This is a genomic window from Curtobacterium herbarum (assembly GCF_016907335.1).
In the GTDB taxonomy this organism is placed as follows: Bacteria; Actinomycetota; Actinomycetes; order Actinomycetales; family Microbacteriaceae; genus Curtobacterium; species Curtobacterium herbarum.
Genome location: NZ_JAFBBT010000001.1, coordinates 2,437,977 through 2,459,467 on the forward strand (window position 1 = coordinate 2,437,977; position 21,491 = coordinate 2,459,467).

The 21,491-nt window shown below is 71.5% G+C and carries 17 protein-coding genes, 2 tRNA genes and 1 pseudogene; 13 read left to right on the top strand and 7 right to left on the bottom strand.

Annotated features, from left to right (window positions below; translation table 11 throughout):
- Positions 1-70: 70 nt before the first annotated feature.
- From JOD51_RS11590 to JOD51_RS11600, 3 genes are read left to right on the top strand one after another with little or no spacing between them, the layout of a single operon-like run.
- Positions 71-1,042 (top strand): ABC transporter permease, encoded by a 972-nt coding sequence (locus tag JOD51_RS11590; RefSeq protein ID WP_259557867.1) that lies wholly within the window; start codon positions 71-73, stop codon positions 1,040-1,042.
- Positions 1,039-1,962, top strand: coding sequence for an ABC transporter permease (locus JOD51_RS17575; RefSeq protein WP_259557865.1), 924 nt, complete (start codon positions 1,039-1,041; stop codon positions 1,960-1,962). The genes JOD51_RS11590 and JOD51_RS17575 overlap by 4 nt, the downstream gene beginning before the upstream one ends.
- A complete protein-coding gene (locus tag JOD51_RS11600; protein WP_204608587.1) occupies positions 1,959-3,572 on the top strand; it encodes an ATP-binding cassette domain-containing protein in 1,614 nt (537 codons plus the stop codon). The genes JOD51_RS17575 and JOD51_RS11600 overlap by 4 nt, the downstream gene beginning before the upstream one ends.
- A gap of 417 nt (positions 3,573-3,989) precedes the next feature.
- On the opposite strand, the gene proP is transcribed toward JOD51_RS11600, so the two are convergent.
- Positions 3,990-5,576: a glycine betaine/L-proline transporter ProP gene (gene proP / locus JOD51_RS11605; RefSeq protein WP_239539852.1), complete on the bottom strand. Its 1,587-nt coding sequence runs from the start codon at positions 5,574-5,576 to the stop codon at positions 3,990-3,992.
- A 240-nt stretch (positions 5,577-5,816) separates the two neighbouring features.
- Between proP and valS the strand changes: the two genes are divergently transcribed.
- The 4 genes from valS to JOD51_RS11625 all read left to right on the top strand — a co-directional run bounded on the left by valS (position 5,817) and on the right by JOD51_RS11625 (position 11,699).
- Positions 5,817-8,414: a valine--tRNA ligase gene (valS, locus tag JOD51_RS11610; protein WP_239539854.1), complete on the top strand. Its 2,598-nt coding sequence runs from the start codon at positions 5,817-5,819 to the stop codon at positions 8,412-8,414.
- A gap of 115 nt (positions 8,415-8,529) precedes the next feature.
- Positions 8,530-8,781: a hypothetical protein gene (locus JOD51_RS11615; RefSeq protein ID WP_204608590.1), complete on the top strand. Its 252-nt coding sequence runs from the start codon at positions 8,530-8,532 to the stop codon at positions 8,779-8,781.
- Between the two features lie 219 nt (positions 8,782-9,000).
- Positions 9,001-9,582 carry a TetR/AcrR family transcriptional regulator gene (locus JOD51_RS11620; RefSeq protein WP_204608593.1) on the top strand — a complete coding sequence of 194 codons (582 nt, stop codon included), beginning with the start codon at positions 9,001-9,003 and terminating at the stop codon, positions 9,580-9,582.
- Between the two features lie 89 nt (positions 9,583-9,671).
- Positions 9,672-11,699: a M3 family metallopeptidase gene (locus JOD51_RS11625; RefSeq protein WP_204608595.1), complete on the top strand. Its 2,028-nt coding sequence runs from the start codon at positions 9,672-9,674 to the stop codon at positions 11,697-11,699.
- 47 nt (positions 11,700-11,746) lie between these two features.
- Here the strand turns inward: JOD51_RS11625 and clpX are convergent, their stop codons facing one another.
- The gene (gene clpX / locus JOD51_RS11630) at positions 11,747-13,027 is read right to left on the bottom strand and encodes an ATP-dependent Clp protease ATP-binding subunit ClpX (RefSeq protein ID WP_110903996.1); all 1,281 of its coding nucleotides are present in this window, start codon (positions 13,025-13,027) and stop codon (positions 11,747-11,749) included.
- Positions 13,028-13,212: 185 nt separating this feature from the next.
- Between clpX and JOD51_RS11635 the strand changes: the two genes are divergently transcribed.
- On the top strand, positions 13,213-13,965 hold the full coding sequence (locus JOD51_RS11635; RefSeq protein ID WP_204608597.1) for a YcnI family copper-binding membrane protein: 753 nt from the start codon (positions 13,213-13,215) through the stop codon (positions 13,963-13,965).
- A complete protein-coding gene (locus JOD51_RS11640; RefSeq protein WP_204608599.1) occupies positions 13,962-14,630 on the top strand; it encodes a copper resistance CopC family protein in 669 nt (222 codons plus the stop codon). The genes JOD51_RS11635 and JOD51_RS11640 overlap by 4 nt, the downstream gene beginning before the upstream one ends.
- A 374-nt stretch (positions 14,631-15,004) precedes the next feature.
- On the opposite strand, the gene JOD51_RS11645 is transcribed toward JOD51_RS11640, so the two are convergent.
- The 5 genes from JOD51_RS11645 to JOD51_RS11665 all read right to left on the bottom strand — a co-directional run bounded on the left by JOD51_RS11645 (position 15,005) and on the right by JOD51_RS11665 (position 18,348).
- Entirely contained in the window at positions 15,005-15,664 is a 660-nt protein-coding gene (locus JOD51_RS11645) for an ATP-dependent Clp protease proteolytic subunit (protein ID WP_111075987.1), read from the bottom strand.
- A 26-nt stretch (positions 15,665-15,690) separates the two neighbouring features.
- On the bottom strand, positions 15,691-16,320 hold the full coding sequence (locus JOD51_RS11650; RefSeq protein WP_111075986.1) for an ATP-dependent Clp protease proteolytic subunit: 630 nt from the start codon (positions 16,318-16,320) through the stop codon (positions 15,691-15,693).
- A gap of 180 nt (positions 16,321-16,500) precedes the next feature.
- Entirely contained in the window at positions 16,501-17,844 is a 1,344-nt protein-coding gene (gene tig / locus JOD51_RS11655) for a trigger factor (protein WP_204608601.1), read from the bottom strand.
- A gap of 36 nt (positions 17,845-17,880) precedes the next feature.
- Positions 17,881-17,957, bottom strand: a tRNA-Pro gene (locus JOD51_RS11660).
- Positions 17,958-18,084: 127 nt separating this feature from the next.
- Positions 18,085-18,348 carry a hypothetical protein gene (locus tag JOD51_RS11665; protein WP_204608603.1) on the bottom strand — a complete coding sequence of 88 codons (264 nt, stop codon included), beginning with the start codon at positions 18,346-18,348 and terminating at the stop codon, positions 18,085-18,087.
- Between the two features lie 53 nt (positions 18,349-18,401).
- Between JOD51_RS11665 and JOD51_RS11670 the strand changes: the two genes are divergently transcribed.
- The 4 genes and pseudogenes from JOD51_RS11670 to JOD51_RS11680 all read left to right on the top strand — a co-directional run bounded on the left by JOD51_RS11670 (position 18,402) and on the right by JOD51_RS11680 (position 21,462).
- Positions 18,402-18,472: transfer RNA gene (locus JOD51_RS11670), tRNA-Gly, on the top strand.
- A gap of 412 nt (positions 18,473-18,884) precedes the next feature.
- Positions 18,885-19,022 (top strand): annotated as a pseudogene (locus tag JOD51_RS17665) (LacI family DNA-binding transcriptional regulator); the annotation flags it as partial.
- A gap of 57 nt (positions 19,023-19,079) precedes the next feature.
- Positions 19,080-19,943, top strand: a complete 864-nt coding sequence (locus JOD51_RS11675; protein WP_372378318.1) for a substrate-binding domain-containing protein — start codon at positions 19,080-19,082, stop codon at positions 19,941-19,943.
- Position 19,944: 1 nt separating this feature from the next.
- Positions 19,945-21,462 carry a sugar ABC transporter ATP-binding protein gene (locus JOD51_RS11680; RefSeq protein ID WP_204608608.1) on the top strand — a complete coding sequence of 506 codons (1,518 nt, stop codon included), beginning with the start codon at positions 19,945-19,947 and terminating at the stop codon, positions 21,460-21,462.
- Positions 21,463-21,491: the final 29 nt, after the last annotated feature.

The window sequence follows — 21,491 nt, forward strand, 5'->3', positions numbered from 1 at the left end:
GCTGACGGCCGGGAGGCCCGGCTCACTCCCGTCCCGCCGCTCACCGGCCGCCGGGTGGGCGCGTTGGGTCGTGCGCCGGCTCGTGGGCGGTGTCGGGGTCCTGTGGGCGGTCGCCACGATCGTGTTCGTCGCGATACGCCTGATCCCCGGCGACCCGGCACTCGCGATCCTCGGCGGTCCGGGCTCGCAGGCCTCGGCCGAGGCGGTGGCCCAGGTCCGCCACGAGTACGGTCTCGACCGGCCGGTGCTCGTGCAGTACGCGGTGTTCCTCGGACGCCTGGCGACCGGGCAGCTCGGCGACTCCTACGCGTTCCGCACGCCGGTGTCGACGCTCCTGGCGCAGGAACTCCCGGTGACGCTGACGTTGGCGGTCGCGGGGCTCGTCGTCGCCTGGCTGCTCGCGGTCGTCGCCGCGTGGTGGTCGACGCAGCGCGGCCGGATCGCGGCGCTCATCACCACCGGGCTCTCGGTGACCGCCAGCGTGATGCCGCACTTCTGGCTCGGCAGCGTGCTCATCGTCGTCTTCGCCAGCAGCCTGGGCTGGGTGCCCGCGGTCAGCGACGGGACGGTCCGCGGGTGGGTGCTGCCGGTGCTCGTCGTCGCGGTGCCGGTCGCCGGGTACCTGGCCGAGACGATCCGTGACGGCGTGGTGGACGCGCAGCGATCGGCGTTCGCGCTCGCGGCCCGGGGTCGGGGTGAGTCCCGCGCGGGGTTGTTCGGTCGGCACCTGCTCCGGCACGCGGCCCTGCCCGGCATCGCCCTGTCCGCCTGGGCCTTCGGGTCGCTGGTGTCCGGCGCCGTGGTCGTCGAGTCGGTGTTCGCGCTGCCCGGCATCGGTCGTGCGCTCGTCACCGCCGTGACGCAGCGGGACATGCCCCTCGTCGCCGGGATCGCCCTGGTGTCGGCGGCGGCGTACGTGGTGGTGCTCGCCGTGGCGGACCTGGTGGAGCGGGTGGTCGACCCGCGCGGCACCGACCGGGGCGCCCGCCGCGTCGACCGGGGCCGCGGTGGCGTGACGTCGGACGAGGCGGTGGCGCGGTGAGCGGGATCGTCGACCCGGGCCTCCCGGCCGGACCCCGCAGTACCGACAGCGTGCCCGGCAGCACGCCGTCCCCGGACCCCGGCGTCCGCGCCGGACGCCGGTCCGAGCGATTCCGTGGGGGGACGCTCGGCCCGGCAGGGACCGTCGCGGCCGTGGTGGTGGCGGTCGCCGTGGTGGCGGCACTGTGGCCGGCGCTGCTCGGTGGCGCCGACCCGCTCGCGGTGCACCCGTCCCAGGCGCTGCTGCCACCCGGCGCGGGCCACCCGTTCGGCACCGACGAGTCCGGGCGCGACGTCCTGGCACGGGTGGTCGCCGGGACGCGGGCGTCGCTGCTGGTCGGCGTCGTCGCCACGCTCGTCGGCGGTGGGACGGGTGTGGTCCTCGGGGTCCTCGCCGGGCTCGGCGGTCGGGTCGTCGACGCCGTCGTGGGGCGTGTGACCGAGGTCGCCTTCGCCCTGCCGCTGCTCCTCGTCGCGCTCGTCGTCATCGCGGTGACCGGCCCCGGACCGGTGCCGGCGATGCTCGCGGTCGGGTTCGCCACGGCCCCCGGCTACGCCCGGATCGTCCGCGGACTGGTCCGGACCGCGCGGTCGTCGCAGGTCGTCGAGACCGCGGTCCTGCTCGGCCGCTCCCCCGCCACCGTCGTCGTCCGGCACGTGCTGCCGGCGGCGCTCTGGCCGGTCGTCGCCGTCGGCACGCTCGGCATCGGTCAGGCCGTGGTGTGGGCGTCCGCGCTGAGCTACCTCGGCGTCGGGACACCGCCCCCGGCACCGGAGTGGGGCGCGATGCTCGCCGACGGTCGCACCTACCTGGCGACCGCGCCGTGGATGAGCACGTTCCCGGGCCTGGCGATCGTGGTCCTGGCGACCGCCGTCACGGTGCTCGGCCGGGCCCTGCGACGTGCCGGAGCCGTGCGGTGAGCGGCCACGGCAGCGCCCTCGAGGTCGCCGGCCTCTCCGTCTCGATCGACGGCGTCCCAGTCGTCACCGACGTCTCCCTCCGGGTCGCGCCGGGCGAGTGCGTCGCCCTCGTCGGTGCCTCCGGCTCCGGCAAGTCCGTCACGGTCCGGGCTGCGCTCGGCCTGTCCGCCAGCGGGGCCGTCGTCACCGCCGAGCGGCTCGCCGTCGCCGACCAGGACGTCCGTGGCCTGTCGGAACGTCGGTGGCGCGCCGTGCGCGGACGTCACGTCGGCTACGTCGGCCAGGAGGCCCTGGGCGCCCTGGACCCGCTGCGTCCCGTCGGGCGCGAGGTCGCCGACACCCTCCGCCTGCACACCGACCTGTCGGCACGCGACCGCGTCGAGGCGGTCCGCGCCGAACTCGACGCCGTCGGACTCGACCCCGCACTCGCCACCGACGGCCGCACCGCGGGCACCCTGTCGGGCGGGATGCGTCAGCGTGCCCTCATCGCCGCCGCCACGATCGGCCGCCCAGGGCTGCTCGTGGCGGACGAACCGACCACGGCCCTCGACGCCGGCATCGCCCTCCGCGTGATGGAACAGCTGCGGGCCGCGCAGCAGCGGGGCACCGGGCTGCTCGTCGTCACGCACGACCTCGGGCTCGTCGCGGGGTGGGCGGACCGGGTCGCCGTGATGGACGCCGGCCGGATCGTCGAAGTCGGTCCGACGGCGTCCGTCCTGGAGGCCCCGGTCCACCCCGCCACGCAGGCCCTGGTGCGTGCAGCCCGGTCGACGCCGGCCGCGGGTACTGCCGGTCCTGTGGGTCGGCTGTCCGCGTCGTCGGCGGCCGGTCGCTCGGCGCTGCCGGTGCTCGCCGCGACGGGACTCGAGCGGTCCTACCCGGGTGTCGCCGCGGTCGCCGACGTCGCACTGCAGGTCGCGCCCGGCCGGGTCCTCGGTGTGGTCGGGGCCTCGGGCTCCGGCAAGACGACGGTGGCGCGGATGCTCCTCGGGCTCGAGACGCCCGACGCCGGCACGGTCACGCTCGACGGCGAGGCGTGGGCACCGCTCCCCGAGCGCGACCGTCGTGCACGCCGACACCGGATGGCCGCGGTCGTCCAGGACCCCGGCGCGACGTTCGACGAACGGTGGGACGTCGACCGTGTCCTCGCCGACGCCCTGAGCGGCGGATGCGCACGGCGGCCGACCGGTGCGCTGGGTGACCGCGTCGACGCCGCACTGCGGCAGGTCGACCTGGACCCGGCCGTGCGGACCCGGTCGCCGCGCACCCTGTCCGGCGGGCAGCGGCAGCGGCTTGCGATCGCCCGGGCGCTGGCCACCGAGCCGGAGGTCCTGGTCCTCGACGAGCCGGTCACCGCCCTCGACGCCACCGTGCAGGACGCGGTGCTCGGTCTGCTCGAACGGCTCCGCGACGACACCGGCGTGGCGATGGTCTTCGTGTCGCACGACCTGCGGGCCGTCCGGCGACTGGCCGACGAGGTCCTGGTCGTCGACCGGGGCTCGGTCGTGGAGCACGGTCCGGCCGAGGCGGTCTTCGGCCGCCCCGAGCACCCGGTGACGCAGCGGCTCGTGCGTGCCGCCGAGCGGCTGGCCGCCGGCCCGGCGGCCTGACGCCGGGCCGGCCGCCGGCCGCGCCGGCCGGCCGCCGAGCCTCGGCCTGGCGGACAGGTTCCGCCGTCCCGACGGCGCAACTCGCCCGCCGAGCCGAGCCGCGGGGCGGGGCGGGGCGGGCGAGGCGGGGCGAGGCGACAGCGGGCCGTGCATGCCGCCGAGCGGCTGGCCGCCGGCCCGGCGGCCGGCCGCCGGCCGCCGGCCGCCGGCCGCCGAGCCTCGGCCTGGCGGACATGTTCCGCCGTTCCGACGGCGCAACCTGTCCGCTCAGGCGAGGCTCGGCGCCGGGCGGCCGGGCGGGGGGCCGGGCCGGGCGGGGCGGGGCGGGGCGGCGGCGGGGCCGCCGGAGCGGCCACCCACGCGACGGAGGCCCGACCCACGTGACGCGGGTCGGGCCTCCAGGCAGTGTGGTGCGGGTCAGGAACCGGCGGGTGCCCTGTCCTGCGTGCCGTCGCCGACCGGGCCGTCGGCGTTCACGATCGGGATCTGGCTGGTCGAGAACTCCTTCGCCCAGTCGGACTGCGCCAGCTCCGACGTCGGGTCGTTGTAGTCGTCGATGACGCCGGCGACCTCGTCCTCGGACCCGACCGTCGGGCCGGAGCCCATGAGCGGCGTCGCGGCGGTCTCCTTGGTGAAGTACACCGCGACGAGGCCGATGACGGCCGCGAGCATCAGGTAGAACGCGGGGACGTCCTCGGCCCAGCCGTAGCCGCCGTCCTTCGCCCAGTTGATCAGCGCCGCGGTGGCGAGCGGGGTCGTCCCGCCGAAGAGCGACACCGACACGTTGAACGCGATGGCCAGGGCGCCGTAGCGGATGATCGTCGGGAACAGCGCCGGCAGGGTGGACGGCATCGTCGACGTGAAGGTCACCAGGACCACACCGAGGATGAGCAGGCCGGAGAACACCCCGACGCCCGTGCCGGTCTGGACGAGCTTGAGCGCCGGCCAGGACAGCACGATGAAGCCGATGCACCCGGCGGCGAGCACCGGACGACGGCCGAAGCGGTCGGACAGCCGGCCGCCGAACGTGATGACGACCATCATGAGCAGCATCACGACGACGATCAGGATGAGCCCGAAGGTGGCGTTCTGACCGAGGTTCTGCTCCAGGTAGGTCGGCATGTACGACAGCAGCATGTAGTCGGTCACGTTGAAGACCAGGACCAGCCCGATGCAGATGATGAGCGAGCGCCAGTTCTCGGCGAAGAGCTTGAGGAACGGCGTCTTCTGCGACTCGCGCTCGGCGGCCTGCTCCTGCTGCTTCTGGAAGGCCGGGGTCTCCTCGAGCTTCAGGCGCAGGTAGAGCCCGATCAGGCCGAGCGGGCCGGCGATGATGAACGGGATGCGCCAGCCCCAGCTGAGCAGGGCGTCCTCGGACAGGCCGAACTGCAGGCCGGTGACGATCGAGGCACCGAGCACGTAGCCGGCGAGCGTGCCGAACTCCAGCCACGAGCCCATGAACCCGCGGCGCTTGTCCGGCGAGTACTCGGCGATGAAGGTCGCGGCACCGCCGTACTCACCACCGGTCGAGAAGCCCTGCACGAAGCGGGCGACGAGCAGCAGGATCGGTGCCCAGACGCCGATCGTGTCGTACGACGGGATCAGGCCGATCATCAGCGTGCCGGCGGCCATCAGGATCATCGTCAGCGCGAGGACCTTCTGCCGGCCGATCTTGTCGCCGATCGGGCCGAACACCGCGCCACCGATCGGGCGGACGATGAACGCGGCGGCGAAGAACCCGAAGGTCGCGACGATGTTCGACGCCGGGTCGCCCTGCGGCAGGAACACCTGCGAGATCGTCACCGTCAGGTAGGCGAAGATGCCGAAGTCGAACCACTCCATCGCGTTGCCGAGGGCCGCCGCGGCGACGGCACGCTTGAGCATCGACTCCTCGACGACGGTGACGTCGTCCTCGGTCAGCTTCCGTCGAGCACGCTTCACGGCGCCCTTCGTCCGCAGCGGGCGGTCCCCGTGCTGCTGCTTGGGTGTGTCGTTGGCTGGCAAGGTGTTCCTCCGGTGTGCTGTGGCGTCCTTCGGGCTCCCGGCGGGTCGGCCGGGCATCCGGCGAGACAGCGACACTGGCATCCTGCGAACCGCGCTCGCCGGACAAACCCCGGAAGCCTACCAGGTGGGCTGTAGCGCCCTGGCCCACCGGTACGCTGAGGATCGCACCCGCACCACGCGGGGACACTCAGGCACCTCATCACGGACTCGGTGCCGCACATGTGAACGGAAGGCGCAGCCATGACCAAGCCCATGCCCGACAAGCCATCGGTGGACGGACTCGAGCAGGTCTGGGGGCCGCAGTGGGAGCAGGACGGCACCTACCGGTTCGACCGCGACGCCGCGGGTGACCGGTCCGCCGTCTACTCGATCGACACCCCGCCGCCGACCGCCTCCGGCTCGCTGCACATCGGCCACGTGTTCTCGTACACGCACACCGACCTCAAGGCCCGGTTCGAGCGGATGCGCGGCAAGCACGTCTTCTACCCGATGGGCTGGGACGACAACGGTCTCCCCACCGAGCGTCGCGTGCAGAACTACTACGGCGTCCGCTGCGACCCGTCGCTCCCCTACGACCCCGACTTCACCCCGCCGTTCGCCGGCGGTGACGGCAAGTCGAGCAAGGCGGCCGACCAGCTGCCGATCTCGCGCCGCAACTTCATCGAGCTGTGCGACGAGCTGACCGTGCAGGACGAGCAGCAGTTCGAGGAGCTCTTCCGCACCCTCGGGCTGTCCGTCGACTGGACGCAGTCGTACCGCACCATCGACGCGACCTCCCGCGCCAGCGCCCAGCGTGCCTTCCTCCGCAACCTCGAGCGCGGTGAGGCCTACCAGGCCGACGCCCCGACGCTCTGGGACGTGACGTTCCGCACCGCGGTCGCGCAGGCCGAGCTCGAGGACAAGGAGATGCCCGGCGCCTACCACGGCCTGGCCTTCCACAAGAGCGACGGCAGCGGCGACGTCGTCATCCAGACCACCCGCCCGGAACTCCTGCCGGCCTGCGTCGCCCTCGTCGCGCACCCCGACGACGAGCGCTTCCAGGACCTCTTCGGCACGACCGTCCGCTCCCCGCTCTTCGACGTCGAGGTCCCGGTGCTCGCGCACCACCTGGCGCAGAAGGACAAGGGCGCCGGCATCGCGATGATCTGCACGTTCGGTGACACCACCGACGTCGTCTGGTGGCGCGAGCTGCAGCTGCCGAACCGCTCGGTGATCGGCTTCGACGGCCGCATCCGGTCCGAGGAGCCGGCGTGGATCGAGTCCGCCGCGGGCCGTGCGCTCTACGCCGAGATGGCGGGCAAGACCGTGTTCTCCGCCAAGAAGGTCGTCGTGGACGCCCTGACCGAGTCCGGCGAGCTGGTCGGCGACGTGAAGACCATCAACCACCCGGTGAAGTTCTTCGAGAAGGGCGACAAGCCGCTCGAGATCGTCTCCACCCGCCAGTGGTACATCGTCAACGGCGCCCGTGACGAGCAGCTCAAGCAGACGCTGCTCGAGCGCGGCGACCAGATCGCGTTCCACCCCGACTTCATGAAGGTCCGGTACGAGAACTGGGTGGGCGGGCTGTCCGGCGACTGGCTGATCTCGCGCCAGCGCTTCTTCGGCGTGCCGATCCCGGTCTGGTACCCCCTCGACGCCGACGGCAACCCGGTGTTCGACCAGCCGATCGTCCCGACCGAGGCGCAGCTACCCGTCGACCCGTCGTCCGACCCGGCCCCGGGGTACGACGAGTCGCAGCGCGGTGTCGCCGGTGGGTTCCAGGGCGAGCTCGACGTGATGGACACCTGGGCGACCTCGTCCCTGACCCCGCAGCTCGCCGGCAAGTGGGAGACCGACCCGGCGCTCTACGACCTGGTGTACCCGTACGACGTCCGCCCGCAGGCGCAGGACATCATCCGGACCTGGCTGTTCACGACCGTCCTCCGCAGCCAGCTCGAAGCCGACGTGGTCCCGTGGAAGAACGCCTCGATCTCCGGCTTCATCGTCGACCCCGACCGCAAGAAGATGTCGAAGTCCAAGGGCAACGTCGTCACGCCGCTGTCCGTCCTCGAGGCGCACGGCGCCGACGCGGTCCGCTACTGGGCGGCCTCGTCGAAGCTCGGTACCGACGCAGCCTTCGACCCGCAGAACCCGAAGCAGATCAAGGTCGGCCGTCGTCTGGCGATCAAGGTCCTCAACGCGGCGAAGTTCGTCTACGGCTTCGAGCTGCCCACCGGTGCGCACCAGGTCACCGAGGCGCTCGACATCGACATGCTCGCCGCCCTCGGCACCGTCGTCGACCAGGCCACGGCCGCGTTCGACGCGTACGACCACGCCCGGGCGCTCGAGATCACCGAGCGCTTCTTCTGGACCTTCTGCGACGACTACCTCGAGCTCGTCAAGGAGCGCGCCTACGGCACGGCCCCGGACGCCGGCCACGAGACGCAGGCGAGTGCGGTCCTCGCACTCCGCGGCGCGATCGACGTCCTGCTCCGCCTGCTGGCACCGTTCCTGCCGTACGCGACGGAGGAAGTGTGGGCCTGGACCCACGACACCAGCGTGCACCGGGCCTCCTGGCCGGTCCGTGCCGACCTGCCGGTCGACCAGGCCGAGACCGGGCTGCTCGCAGCCGTCGGTCAGGCGCTGATCGGCATCCGCGGAGCGAAGACCGCGGCGAAGGCCTCCCAGAAGACGCCGGTGACCCGCGCCGTCGTGCAGGCGCCCGCTGCCGTCCGCGAGCTCGTCGAGCGCGCGGCGGTGGACCTGGCGGCCGTCGGCCGGATCCAGGACCTGGCCTTCGTCGACGGTGACGACTTCGCCGTCGTCGAGATCGAGCTGGCGGAGCAGCCCTCGGCCTGATCCTGACGGACCGGACACCGGACGCCCCGTTACCGTGGAGACACGGGCGGGGCGTCCGTCGTCCCGGCGGACTCCGCCGTGGACACGGCTCCGCCGACACGGACTGGAGGCACGGATGCAGTTGGGAACGCGATGGAACGTCGGCGCGGAGCCGCCGGCGCGACTGCCCGAGACGATGGTCGTCGCCGTGCGCGGGGTCGAGGACGAGCTCGCCGCGCAGTCGGTGGACGCGTCGACCTGGCGGTGGACGCTGACGTTCCTGGAGGGCAAGCCGATGGTCGAGCTGGACGACGGGACGTCGATCCACCTGGACCCGCTGGGGCACGCGCAGGTGACCGACCCGGACGACGCGGGGTCGGAGGACTGACGCCGCCGCGGACACGGAGCCGGCCCGCGCCACGGGAACACCGTGGTGCGGGCCGGCTCGTCTCCGGTCGGGCACGACCGTCAGACCGGGATCGCCGAGGGATCAGGACTCGGCGAGCCAGGAGAACGGTCGTTCCCTGCCGGTGTCGCCTACACTAGAGAACGATCGTTCCCGACGCAACCCCCGACGTCGTGGACACCGAGCGGACGGAGCACGCACATGGCGACGAGCACGGTCGACCCCGAGACGGCAGCGCGCATCGTCGAGACGGCGGACGCGCTGTTCTACACGCGCGGGATCCAGACGGTCGGCATGGACGAGATCCGCTCCACCGCCGGCGTCTCGCTGAAGAAGCTCTACGCCGCGTTCCCCGGCAAGGAGCAGCTCATCGCCGCCGTCCTCGCCGGACGCCACGACTTCTGGGAGCAGGGCATCCGGGCCGCGGTCGACGCCGCCGACGGACCACGCGCGCAGCTGCTCGCCGTGTACGACTTCCTCGAGTCGTGGTTCGGGGACGACACCTTCCGCGGCTGCGGCTTCATCAACGCGTTCGGGGAGCTCGGCGCGACCTCCCCCGCCATCGCCGAGATCGCCCGCGAGCACAAGGACTCGTTCCAACGCTTCGTCGCCGGCATCACCGCGCTGGCCGTCCCCGACCCCGCACGGGCCGAGGAGCTCGCGGCACAGCTCGCCCTGCTCGCCGAGGGGGCGCAGACCACCGCGGCGATCGCCGGGACGACCGAGGCGGCCGTGCACGCCCGACGGGCAGCCGCCGTGCTGATCGACGCCGCGACACGCTGAGGCAGGCGGACCCACCGCCCGGCAGACCCGGCACCCGCCCGCTGCAGGTCCGGTCACCCGCCCGCCGCCCGCATCGCTAGGTTGGAGCGATGGCCACTCCGTTCGATGGACCGAGCACCCTCCCCTACGCACTCCCCCCGTTCGACGACGTCCGGATCGAGCACTACCGGCCGGCCTTCGACGCGGGCATGGCCGAACACCGAGCGGAGGTCGAGGCGATCGCCACCGACCCCGAACCGCCGACCTTCGAGAACACCCTGGTCGCGCTCGAGCGTGCCGGGCAGCTGCTCCAGCGAGTCGAGATGGTCTTCTCCACCATCACCTCGGCCGACTCCACCGACGAGCTCCGTGACCTCGAGGCCGAGCTGTCCCCGCTCCTCGCCGCCCACCGCGACGCCATCGTCCTCGACGGCCGTCTGTACGCACGGGTCCGTGCCGTGCACGACGCCCTCGACGCGACCGCCGGCCGATCGGAGGAGGACCGCCGCCTGGCGGAACGCACGCTCACCGAGATGACCCTGGCCGGCGCCGGACTCGACGACGCGGGCAAGGAACGCCTGACCGCGATCAACCAGGAGCTGTCGTCGCTCACCACGACGTTCGAGCGCAACCTGCTCGAGGACACCAACGACGCCGCGGTGCACGTCACCGACGAGGCCGAACTCGCGGGCCTGGACGACGGGGCGAAGTCGGCCGCCGCCGGAGCCGCCACCGACCGAGGGCTCGACGGCTGGCTCATCACCCTGCCGCTGTACACCGGGCACCCGTGGCTTGCGACGCTCACCGACCGCGGCCTGCGCCGGCGGATCATGGAGGCGTCGCTCTCCCGCGGACGCCGTGGCAACGCCTTCGACAACCGCGAGGTCCTGCTCCGCATCGTCCGCCTCCGCGCCGAACGGGCCGAGCTCCTCGGCTTCCGCGACCACGCGTCGGTCGTCACCGCGGACGAGACCGCACGGACCCCGGAGGCCGTGGCGGGCCTCCTGTCCTCGCTGGTCACCGCCGCCGTCGCGAACGCCCGCGACGAGCGGGAGGCCCGCTCCCGCACCATCGGCCACGAGGTCGAGTCGTGGGACTGGGCGTACGCCACCGAGGTCCTGCGGGGCACGCAGTTCGCCGCGGACAGCAGCGCGCTCCGCCCGTACCTGGAGGCCGACCGGGTCCTGGTCGACGGCGTCTTCCACGCGGCGGGTGCCCTCTACGGTCTGCGGTTCACCGAACGCCACGACCTGCACGGCTACAACGACGAGGTCCGCGTCTTCGAGGTCGTCGACGAGCAGGACGCTCCCGTCGGCCTGTACCTGCTCGACCTGTACACGCGCGACGGCAAGCGCGGTGGGGCGTGGATGAACCCGGTCGTGGAGCAGTCGCACCTGCTCGGCACGCTGCCCGTCGTCGTCAACAACCTCAACGTGCCGAAGCCCGCGGCCGGGTCGCCCACGCTGCTGACGCAGGACGAGGTCGAGACCCTGTTCCACGAGTTCGGTCACGCCCTGCACGGGCTGATCGCCCGGACGACGTACCCGCGGTTCTCCGGCACGAACGTCGAGCGCGACTTCGTCGAGTTCCCGTCACAGGTCAACGAGATGTGGGTCACGTGGCCGTCGGTCCTGGCGAACTACGCCGAGCACCACGAGACCGGCGCGCCGATGCCGCCCGAGCTCGTCCTGGGCCTCAGCGACTCGGCGGGCTTCAACGAGGGCTTCGGCACGACCGAGTACCTGGCCGCCGCCCTGCTCGACCAGGCCTGGCACCGGCTCAGCGCCGCCGAGGCCGCCGCCGTCACCGACGTCGAGGCGTTCGAACGGGAGGCCCTGGTCACCGCCGGCATCGACGCCCCGGCCGTCCCGCCCCGCTACTCGTCGACGTACTTCGCACACACGTTCTCCGGCGGGTACGACGCCGGCTACTACGGGTACATCTGGAGCGAGGTGCTCGACGCCGACACCGTGGAGTGGTTCCGGGAGCACGGCGGGCTGTCCCGCGAGGCCGGCGAACGGTTCGCGCGCCTGGTGCTCGGCGTCGGCGGGGCGAAGGACCCGCTCGAGGCCTACCGCGAGTTCCGCGGCCGCGATGCCGAGGTCGGCCCGCTGCTGCGTCGCCGCGGCCTCGAGTAGCGGCGCGGCCGGCTGCTCCGGTCCGCGGACGGACGGGAGGCGGTCGGCTACGCGGACTTCTCGACGCGCTTCGGCGCGGACCGCGGCACGATCGTCGGGGCCGCGTTCTCGAGGACCGACGCCCGGGTGACCACCACGCGGGCGACGTCGTCGTCCGAGGGCACGTCGAACATGATCGGTCCGAGCACTTCCTCCATGATCGCGCGGAGGCCACGGGCACCGGTCTGACGCAGCACGGCCAGGTCGGCGATCGCCTCGAGCGCCGCGTGGTCGAACTCGAGCTCGACGCCGTCGATCTGGAACATCCGCTGGTACTGGCGCACCAGGGCGTTCTTCGGCTCGGTCAGGATCTGCATCAGCGCGGCCTGGTCGAGCTTCGACACCGTGGTGACGACGGGCAGACGACCGATGAACTCCGGGATCAGGCCGAACTTGTGCAGGTCCTCCGGCAGGACCTCCGAGTACAGGTCCTGGTGGTCGGTCGGGCTGTGCAGCTGGGCGCCGAAGCCGATGCCGTGCTTGCCGACGCGGGAGGACACGATCTCTTCCAGCCCGGCGAACGCCCCGGCGACGATGAACAGGACATTCGTCGTGTCGATCTGGATGAACTCCTGGTGCGGGTGCTTCCGACCGCCCTGCGGCGGGACCGAGGCGACCGTGCCCTCGAGGATCTTGAGCAGCGCCTGCTGCACGCCCTCACCGGAGACGTCGCGGGTGATCGAGGGATTCTCGGCCTTCCGCGCGATCTTGTCGACCTCGTCGATGTAGATGATGCCGGTCTCGGCGCGCTTGACGTCGTAGTCGGCGGCCTGGATCAGCTTGAGGAGGATGTTCTCGACGTCCTCGCCGACGTACCCGGCCTCGGTCAGGGCGGTGGCGTCCGCGACGGCGAACGGTACGTTCAGTCGCTTGGCCAGCGTCTGCGCCAGGTAGGTCTTGCCACAGCCGGTCGGGCCGATGAGCAGGATGTTCGACTTGGCGATCTCGACGTCGTCGCGGTCCTCGGCGGCGGTGATCTGCCCCTGTGCCCGGATCCGCTTGTAGTGGTTGTAGACGGCGACCGCGAGTGCGCGCTTCGCCGGGTCCTGCCCGATGACGTACTCCTGCAGGAAGTCGAAGATCTCGCGCGGCTTCGGCAGGTCGAACTCGCCGCTGCCGGTGTCCTCGCCCGCTTCGGCGAGGCGCTCCTCGATGATCTCGTTGCAGAGCTCGACGCACTCGTCGCAGATGTACACGCCGGGGCCGGCGATCAGCTGCTGTACCTGCTTCTGGCTCTTCCCACAGAAGGAGCACTTCAGGAGGTCGGCGCTCTCTCCGATGCGTGCCATGCTCTCGGCCTTCCCTGGTCGACGTGGAACGCCGATGCGGTCCACGAGGTCGTCGTGGGACCGAGCCTAACCGCAACCGGGGACACAGTCGGGGACCCCTGGCCGCGTTCGCCCAGGGCGTGGTCGGCCTGGTAGCGTGGGCGGCGTTGCTCTACAAGTTGTAGAGAACGGCTCCTGGAGGAACCATGCAGAAGCGCCTCGCCACCGGCGGTGTCGTGACCCTCGGCGTCGCCGCCGCCATCGTCCTCGGCACCGCGGCCTCGGCCAGCGCCCACGTCGAAGCCGAAGCGTCGTCGACCGCCGTCAACTCGTACACCACCGTCACGTTCTCGGTGCCGCACGGCTGCGACGGCTCCCCCACCACCAAGCTGCAGTTCCACGTGCCCGAGTCCGTGATCGAGGTCACGCCGACCGTGAACCCGAACTGGACCATCGCGAAGGCGACCGAGCCCTACACGGCCCCCAGCTCCGCAGCCGGTTCCGACGAGGACGAGGCGGAAGCCGCCGCCGAGCGCGTCACCAGCGTCACCTACACGGCGAAGACCCCGCTCCCCGCCGACGAGCGCGACACCTTCTCGCTGTCGTTCGCCCTGCCCGACGGCAAGCCCGGCGACACCGTGTCGATGCCCGTCACGCAGACCTGCGAGCAGGGCTCCACCGAGTGGGACCAGGCCACGAAGGCCGGCCAGGCCGAGCCGGAGCACCCCGCACCCACGATCACGCTGACCGCCGCCACCTCGGGCGACGACGAGCACGGCACCACCGAGTCGACGGAGTCCGACGCGGCCAGCGCGAGCACGGCCTCCAGCTCGTCCACGTCCGTCCCCGCGGACCCGGACCTGGTCGGCCGCTTCCTCGGCCTGGGCGGGCTGCTCCTCGGCGCCGTCGCGCTGGTCGTCTCGGTCGCCGCCACGCGCCGCCGCGGCAGCAGCAAGTGACCGCGGGCGAGCGGCCGGACGCACGTCCGGCGGTGCGCCGCCGGGTCCGGGCCGGGAGGCTCGGTGCCGGCACGCTCGCCGCGCTCACGCTCGTGGGTGGTGCGGTCCTCGGCCTCGCCGGCCCCGCCAGCGCGCACAACTACGTCATCGCCGCGACCCCGGCGTCGAACAGCACGCTGACCGAACTGCCGAAGACGTTCGCGATCACCACGAACGACCGCCTGCTCGACATCGGCGGGACGGACTCCGGGTTCGCGTTCCGCATCGTCGGTCCGGACGGCCGGTACTTCGAGAACGGCTGCGTCGACGTCGAGGGACCGACGATGTCCACCGCGGCCGCACTCGGGAAGTCCGGCAAGTACCAGGCCGAGTGGCAGATCATCTCGGCCGACGGGCACACCGTGTCGGACTCGTACGACTTCACGTGGAAGGCCCCGGCGGGCTTCACCCCCGCCACCGGCACCACGAAGCCGCCGACCTGCGCGACCGCCGGCAACGGCTCGACCACCGCAGCGAGCACGACGGGCACGGAGTCCGGCGACACGGCGTCGACGACCTCCGACGCGCTGTGGATCGGCGCCGGCGGACTCGTGGTCGTGGCCGCCGTCATCGCGGTCCTGCTGCTCGTCCGCCGTCGCCCGGCACCCGCCGCCGACGAGGACTGACCGGCCGGGCCGGCGGGCGTCGTCCCGAGCGGTCACCACACCCCGCTCACCTCCGCCGAGCGGTCACGAATCGTCGGACTGGCCTCGCCAGAGCGACCGTTCGTGACCACTCGGCGAGACGCATGCGGGGGGTCGCGACCAGTGGGCGGACGGGTGCGGGCGGGGCGGAGGCGCGACGAGCCTCCCGTCCGCCGCTCGACGGAGCGAGGGCGTGTCCGACACTCTCGCGCCCGCCGTCGAGTGGTCACAAGACGTCGTTCTCGGCCCGTCGTACCGACGGAACGTGACCTCTCGGCGGAGGAGGGGGACGGGCGTCGCCGGGGACGACGACGGCCCCGCACCGATCCGGTGCGGGGCCGTCGTCTGTCCGAGCGCTACTTGACGAGCGCGGGGAGGTTCTTGCGGCTGGTGAGGACCTGGTCGATCAGGCCGTACTCCACGGCTTCCTGCGCGGACATGATCTTGTCGCGCTCGATGTCGTGGTTGATCTCGGCCGGCGTCTTGTTCGAGTGCTTCGACAGCGTCTCCTCGAGCCAGGTGCGCATGCGGAGGATCTCCGCCGCCTGGATCTCGATGTCGGACGCCTGGCCGCCACCCTGCTGGACGGCAGGCTGGTGGATGAGCACACGAGCGTTCGGCAGGGCCAGGCGCTTGCCCGGCGTCCCACCGGCCAGGAGCACCGACGCAGCCGACGCCGCCTGACCGAGGCAGACCGTCTGGATCTGCGGACGGATGTACTGCATCGTGTCGTAGATCGCCGTCATCGCGGTGAACGAGCCACCGGGCGAGTTGATGTACATCACGATGTCGCGGTCGGGGTCCATCGACTCGAGCACGAGCAGCTGGGCCATGACGTCGTCCGCGGACGCGTCGTCGACCTGCACGCCGAGGAACACGATGCGGTCCTCGAAGAGCTTCGCGTACGGGTCCTGACGCTTGTAGCCGTAGGCCGTGCGCTCCTCGAAGCTCGGGAGGATGTACCGATCAGAGGGGGCCGGGACGTTCTGCGCGCCACCGAGCATGGGGAGATGCATTCTCGTTTCCTTTTCTTCGGTGGTGATCAGGACTGGGCGTCGGGCTCGGCCGCAGGGGTCTGCGTCTCGCCGTCGTTGACGGTTCCGCCACCACCGACGACCTCGGCGGACGATGCGCGGAGGTGGTCGACGAAGCCGTACTCCAGGGCTTCCTGCGCCGAGAACCAGTTGTCGCGGTCGTTGTCCTTGAGGACCTGCTCGATCGACTTACCGGTCTGCTCGGCAGTCAGCTCCGCCATGCGCTGCTTCATGTCGAGGATGACCTTCGCCTGCGTCTGGATGTCGGCAGCGGTGCCACCGAACCCACCGGACGGCTGGTGCAGGAGCACACGCGCGTTCGGCGTGATGTAGCGCTTGCCGGGCGTGCCGGACGAGAGCAGGAACTGCCCCATCGAGGCGGCCAGGCCGATGCCCACCGTGACGATGTCGTTCGGCACGAACTGCATCGTGTCGTAGATCGCCATGCCGGCGGTGATCGAACCACCGGGCGAGTTGATGTAGAGGTAGATGTCCTTCTCAGGGTCCTCGGCGGCGAGCAGCAGCAGCTTGGCTGCGATCTCGTTCGAGTTGTCGTCGCGGACCTCGGAGCCGAGCCACACGATCCGGTCTCTCAGAAGGCGGTCAAAAACACTGGGGTTCAGTGTTGCTTCGGCCATGGAAAAGCTCCCGTTCAGTTGTCGCTTGTTGTCGAACTTATCGGTTGCAACGCACGTGGTCTCGTGTGTTCGCTGTCGGCGGTCAGCAGGACAGGGAACGCGGTCGGGACGTGCGGGGAAACGAACGGGAGGCACGGTGCCAGCTGGCACCGTGCCTCCCGTTCGTGTGGATGGTCGCGACTACTTCGCGTCGGCCTCGGCCGACTCGTCGTCGGAGTCGGTCGACTCGTCGTCGGCGACGTCGGCGACACCCGCGGTGAACGCGGAGAGGTCGACCGGGTTGCCGGCGGTGTCCTTCACGGTGACCTTCGACAGGACCGTGGCGACGGCCTTCGAACGAGCCACCTCGCCGACCATGCCGGGGATCTGGCCGTTCTGGTCGATGACCTTGATGAACTCGGCCGGCTCCATGCCGTACTGCGCAGCGGCCTGGATCAGGTACTGCGTGAGCTCTTCCTGCGAGACCTGGATCTGCTCCTTCTCGGCGATGGAGTCGAGGAGGATCTGCGAGCGGAAGGCCTTCTCGCTGGACTCGGCGACCTCCTTGCGGTGCTCGTCGTCCTCCAGACGGTTCTCCTGCTCGAGGTGACGGTGCACCTCGTCCTCGATGAGCTTCTCGGAGATCGGGATCTCCACCGACTCGAGGAGCTGCTCGACGAGCTTGTCGCGAGCGGCAGCGCCCTGGCCGAAGGTCTTCGACTTGGCGATCTGCTCCTTGAGGTCCGCCTTGAGCTCGTCGAGCGTGTCGAACTGGCTCGCGATCTGGGCGAACTCGTCGTCGGCCTCGGGGAGCTCGCGCTCCTTGACGGCGGTGACGGTCACGGCGATCTGGGCGGTCTCGCCCTCGCGGTCGCCACCGACGAGCTTCGACTCGAAGGTGGTGGACTCGCCGGCGGTGAGGGACTCGAGCGCCTCGTCGATGCCCTCGAGCAGGTCGCCCGAACCGATCTCGTAGGAGACGCCGGTGGCCGAGTCGACCTCGTCGTCACCGATGGTGGCGGTCAGGTCGAGCTGGGCGAAGTCACCCGAGGTGGCCGGACGGTCCACGGTCACGAGGGTGCCGAAGCGCGTGCGGAGGTTCTGCAGCTCTTCGTCGATCTCGTCGTCGGAGACCTCGACCGCGTCGACCGTCAGGTCGAAGGAGCCGTAGTCGGGCAGGTCGAACTCCGGACGGACGTCCACCTCGAAGGTGAGGACGAGGTCGCCGGTGAAGTCCTTGACGTTCGGGAGCTCGGCGACGTCCGCCTCGGCACGGCCGAGGATACGCAGTTCCTGCTCGTCCACCGCCTGGCGGTAGAAGGTGTCGATGGCGTCGCCGACGGCGTGGTTCAGGACCTCGCCCCGACCGACGCGCTGGTCGACGATCGCCGGCGGGACCTTGCCCTTGCGGAAGCCGGGGATGTTGATCTGCTCTGCGATGTGCTTGTACGCGTGGTCGATGCTCGGCTTGAGATCGTCCGGCGTCACGTTCACGGTGAGCTTGACGCGGGTGTCGCTCACCTTGTCGACGGTGCTGGTGGCCAAGGGATGTTCTCCTGTTGGTTGACGTTCGATGTGACCTGGTCGGGGCGACAGGATTTGAACCTGCGACCTCCCGCTCCCAAAGCGGGCGCTCTACCAAGCTGAGCTACGCCCCGGTACGAGGGCCAGGATCGTCGCGTGCGCCGTTCGGCGCGCGGGCAGGACGAGTCCAGCCCAGCGACCTCGACGAGTCTAGCGGGCTCCGGGTGCACGATCCCCGGTAGGACTCCCGGTTGTGGGAAGTCAGTCGTCCGCGGCCCGTCGCAGACCCCGTCGCCACTGCACCCCGACGACGATCTGCACCCCCAGGGCCGCCAGCCCGAGGAGCAGCCCGGCGACGATCCGCCACAGGTGCAGGAGGGCGTGCCACGGCTGGGCCTGCGGGTCGCCGAACAGGTCCGGGCGGAGCGAGAACACCACCGCGGCCAGGGCCACCAGCACGTAGGACAGCACCCGGGAGCGCGTGATCGTGCGCTGCGACGACTCGTCCGGCGGCGGCAGGATCATGGGGATGTCGTTCGTCCGGTATGGTGGTGGGGCTGCGACACGTGCGCAGGCGCGGGGATGTAGCTCAATGGTAGAGCCCCAGTCTTCCAAACTGGCTACGCGGGTTCGATTCCCGTCATCCCCTCCGAATCCGGGCTGGCACTGTGCATCCGGGCTGGCACTGTGCATCCGGGCTGGCACTGTGCATCCGGGCTGGCACTGTGCATCCGGGCTGGCACTGTGCCGATCCGCGATCCCCGCCATTCCCTCGAATCCCCGTTCCAGCGCCGGCTGGCGCCACTCTTGCACGGCGTCCGAACGGCGCTGCTCGGCGCCGCTCCCCCGCTCCCCCGCTCCCCCGCTCCGTCTGACCGGCGCTGCTCGGGCGTGCCATCGTCTCGCCCGCCCGACGCCTCCGCGACGGCGACAGTCCCGTCCCGGGCACACGCGCACGGCCCTCGACGGCAGCGCTTGACATCGGCCGGGCACGCTCCGTATGGTCATGGAATCGATTCCATGGAATCGATTCCACGACTCGCCCAACGGAGTGCTCACCGATGAACACCGTCACCATCAAGGACGTCGCCGCCCGCGCCGGCGTCTCCGCAGCGACGGCGTCCCGCGTGCTCTCCGGCAACGCAGCCACCAGCGAAGAGTCCCGTCGGGCGGTCGAGCAGGCCGCGAAGGACCTCGACTTCCGGCCGAACCTGCAGGCCCGGGCACTGCGCTCGACCCGGTCGGACACGATCGGCCTGCTGGTCTCCGACGTCCGCAACCCGTTCTTCGCCGACCTCGCCCACAGCATCGAGCAGGCGGCACTCGCCGAGGGCTACGTCACGCTCCTCGGCAACGCGAACGAGCGCGCCGACCAGCAGAACCGGTACCTCGACACCCTCATCGCCCGGCGGGTGGACGGCGTCATCGTCGCACCCCAGGGCAACGACACCGGCACCGTGCAGCAGCTGGTCGACCGCCAGGTCCCGACCGTCTTCGTGGACCGCGTGATCCCGGGCCTCGACGTGCCGAGCGTGACGACGGACAGCAGCACCGGCATCCGCCAGACCGTCGAGCACCTCGCCGCCCTCGGCCACACCCGCATCGGGTACATCGCCGGCCCGCAGAGCGTCTCGACCGGCCGGGAGCGCTTCACGGCGTACCAGGACGCCGTCGTCGCGGCGGGGCTGAGCGAGGACCCCGACCTCATCGTCTTCGGTGACTTCCAGGCCGCGTCGGGCTCCGCCGGGGTCACCACCCTGCTGCAGCTCGCCGACCCGCCGACCGCGATCTTCGCCGCGGACAGCCTGATGGCCGTCGGGGCGATCGCGATCCTGAACCGCCTCGGGCTCCGACTGGGGCGGGACATCGCACTGGTCGCCTTCGACGACATCGAGTGGTTCTCCCTGCTGGAGCCCGCGCTCTCCGTCGTCGCCCACAGCGTGGAGGACATGGGCCGCGTCGCCGTGGACCTCCTCCGCGACGTCATCGACGGCGGCCGTCCCGAGTCCGTCCGTCTGCCGAGCGAACTGATCGTCCGCGCGTCCTCGGCCACCCCCGTCCGACCCGTCCGGCAGGCCGCATCGACGCGACCCGCCGCCGAGCAGCACCCGGAGCACTGACATGGCCCAGACACCCCTCCTGACCCTCGACCGCGTCAGCAAGTCGTTCGGTCCGGTCCAGGTGATCACCGACGTCACGGTCGACGTCCACGCCGGGAAGGTCCAGGTCCTCCTGGGCGAGAACGGCGCCGGCAAGTCGACCCTCATCAAGATGATGTCGGGGATCCACCAGCCCGACGGCGGACGGATCCTGGTCGACGGAGCCGAGGTGAGCCTCCCGACCGTCACGGCCGCCGAGCGGCTCGGCATCGCAACGATCCACCAGGAACTCAACCTGGTCGGCTCGCTCAGCGTGGCCGAGAACGTGATGATGGGCCGGATCCCGACCCGCTTCGGGCTGGTCGACCGGAAGTCGCTCCGTCGTCAGGCCGAGGCCGCGCTCGCCGTGATCGGGCTCGACGTCGACGTCGACACCCCCGTCGGCGAGCTCGGCATCGCGCGACAGCAGCTGGTCGAGATCGCGAAGGCGCTCAGCGTGGAGGCGCGGATCCTGATCCTGGACGAGCCCACGGCAGCACTCACCCGCCACGAGACCGAGGCGCTGTTCCGGGTCGTCGCCGACCTCCGCGCCCGGGGCGTGGGGATGCTGTTCATCAGCCACCACCTCGACGAGATCGCGGAGATCGGCGACACGGTCGCCGTGCTCCGCGACGGCCACTTCGTCGCCGAGGTCCCGGCGTCGACCCCGGAGGACGAGCTCGTCCGCCTGATGGTCGGCCGCAGCATCGAGGAGCAGTACCCGACCGGCAGCGCCGTCGTGGACCGCGCCGACCCGGTCCTCCGCGTCGAGCACCTCACCGCGGCCGGACGGTTCCAGGACGTCTCCTTCGACGTGCACGCCGGTGAGATCGTCGGCATCTCCGGACTCGTCGGCGCCGGACGCACCGAACTGGTCCGGGCGATCGCCGGGGCGGACGGCTACGACAGCGGCACGGTCACGGTCCGTGGACGGCAGCTCGGCAAGGGCAGCGTCGCCGGTGCGATCCGCGCCGGCATCGGCCACGTGCCGGAGGACCGCAAGGGTCAGGGCCTGGTGCTCGGCGCCTCGGTCAACGACAACCTCGGCTACGCCACGCTCGCGTCCAGCGCCCGGGCCGGACTCGTCGACTTCGCCGGACAGAAGCAGCGTGCCGAACAGGTCTCCGCCCGACTGCGGATCCGGATGCACGACATCGAGCAGCCGATCGGATCGCTCTCCGGCGGCAACCAGCAGAAGGCCGTCTTCGGTCGGTGGATCCTGGCCGGCTCGAGCGTGCTCCTGCTCGACGAACCCACCCGCGGCGTCGACGTCGGGGCGAAGGTCGAGATCTACGAACTCGTCAACGCCATCACCGCGGCCGGAGGTGCCGTCGTGATGGTGTCGAGCGAGCTGCCCGAGGTGCTCGGCATGAGCGACCGGGTCCTCGTGATGCGGGACGGCCGGATCGCCGGCGAACTCGACGGCTCCGACGCCACCGAGGACGCCGTGATGACCCTCGCCGCCCGCGACGTCCCGGACACCGAGGCCGACGCCGCCTGAGCCGCCCGTCGCCCGAGCGACTCCTCCCC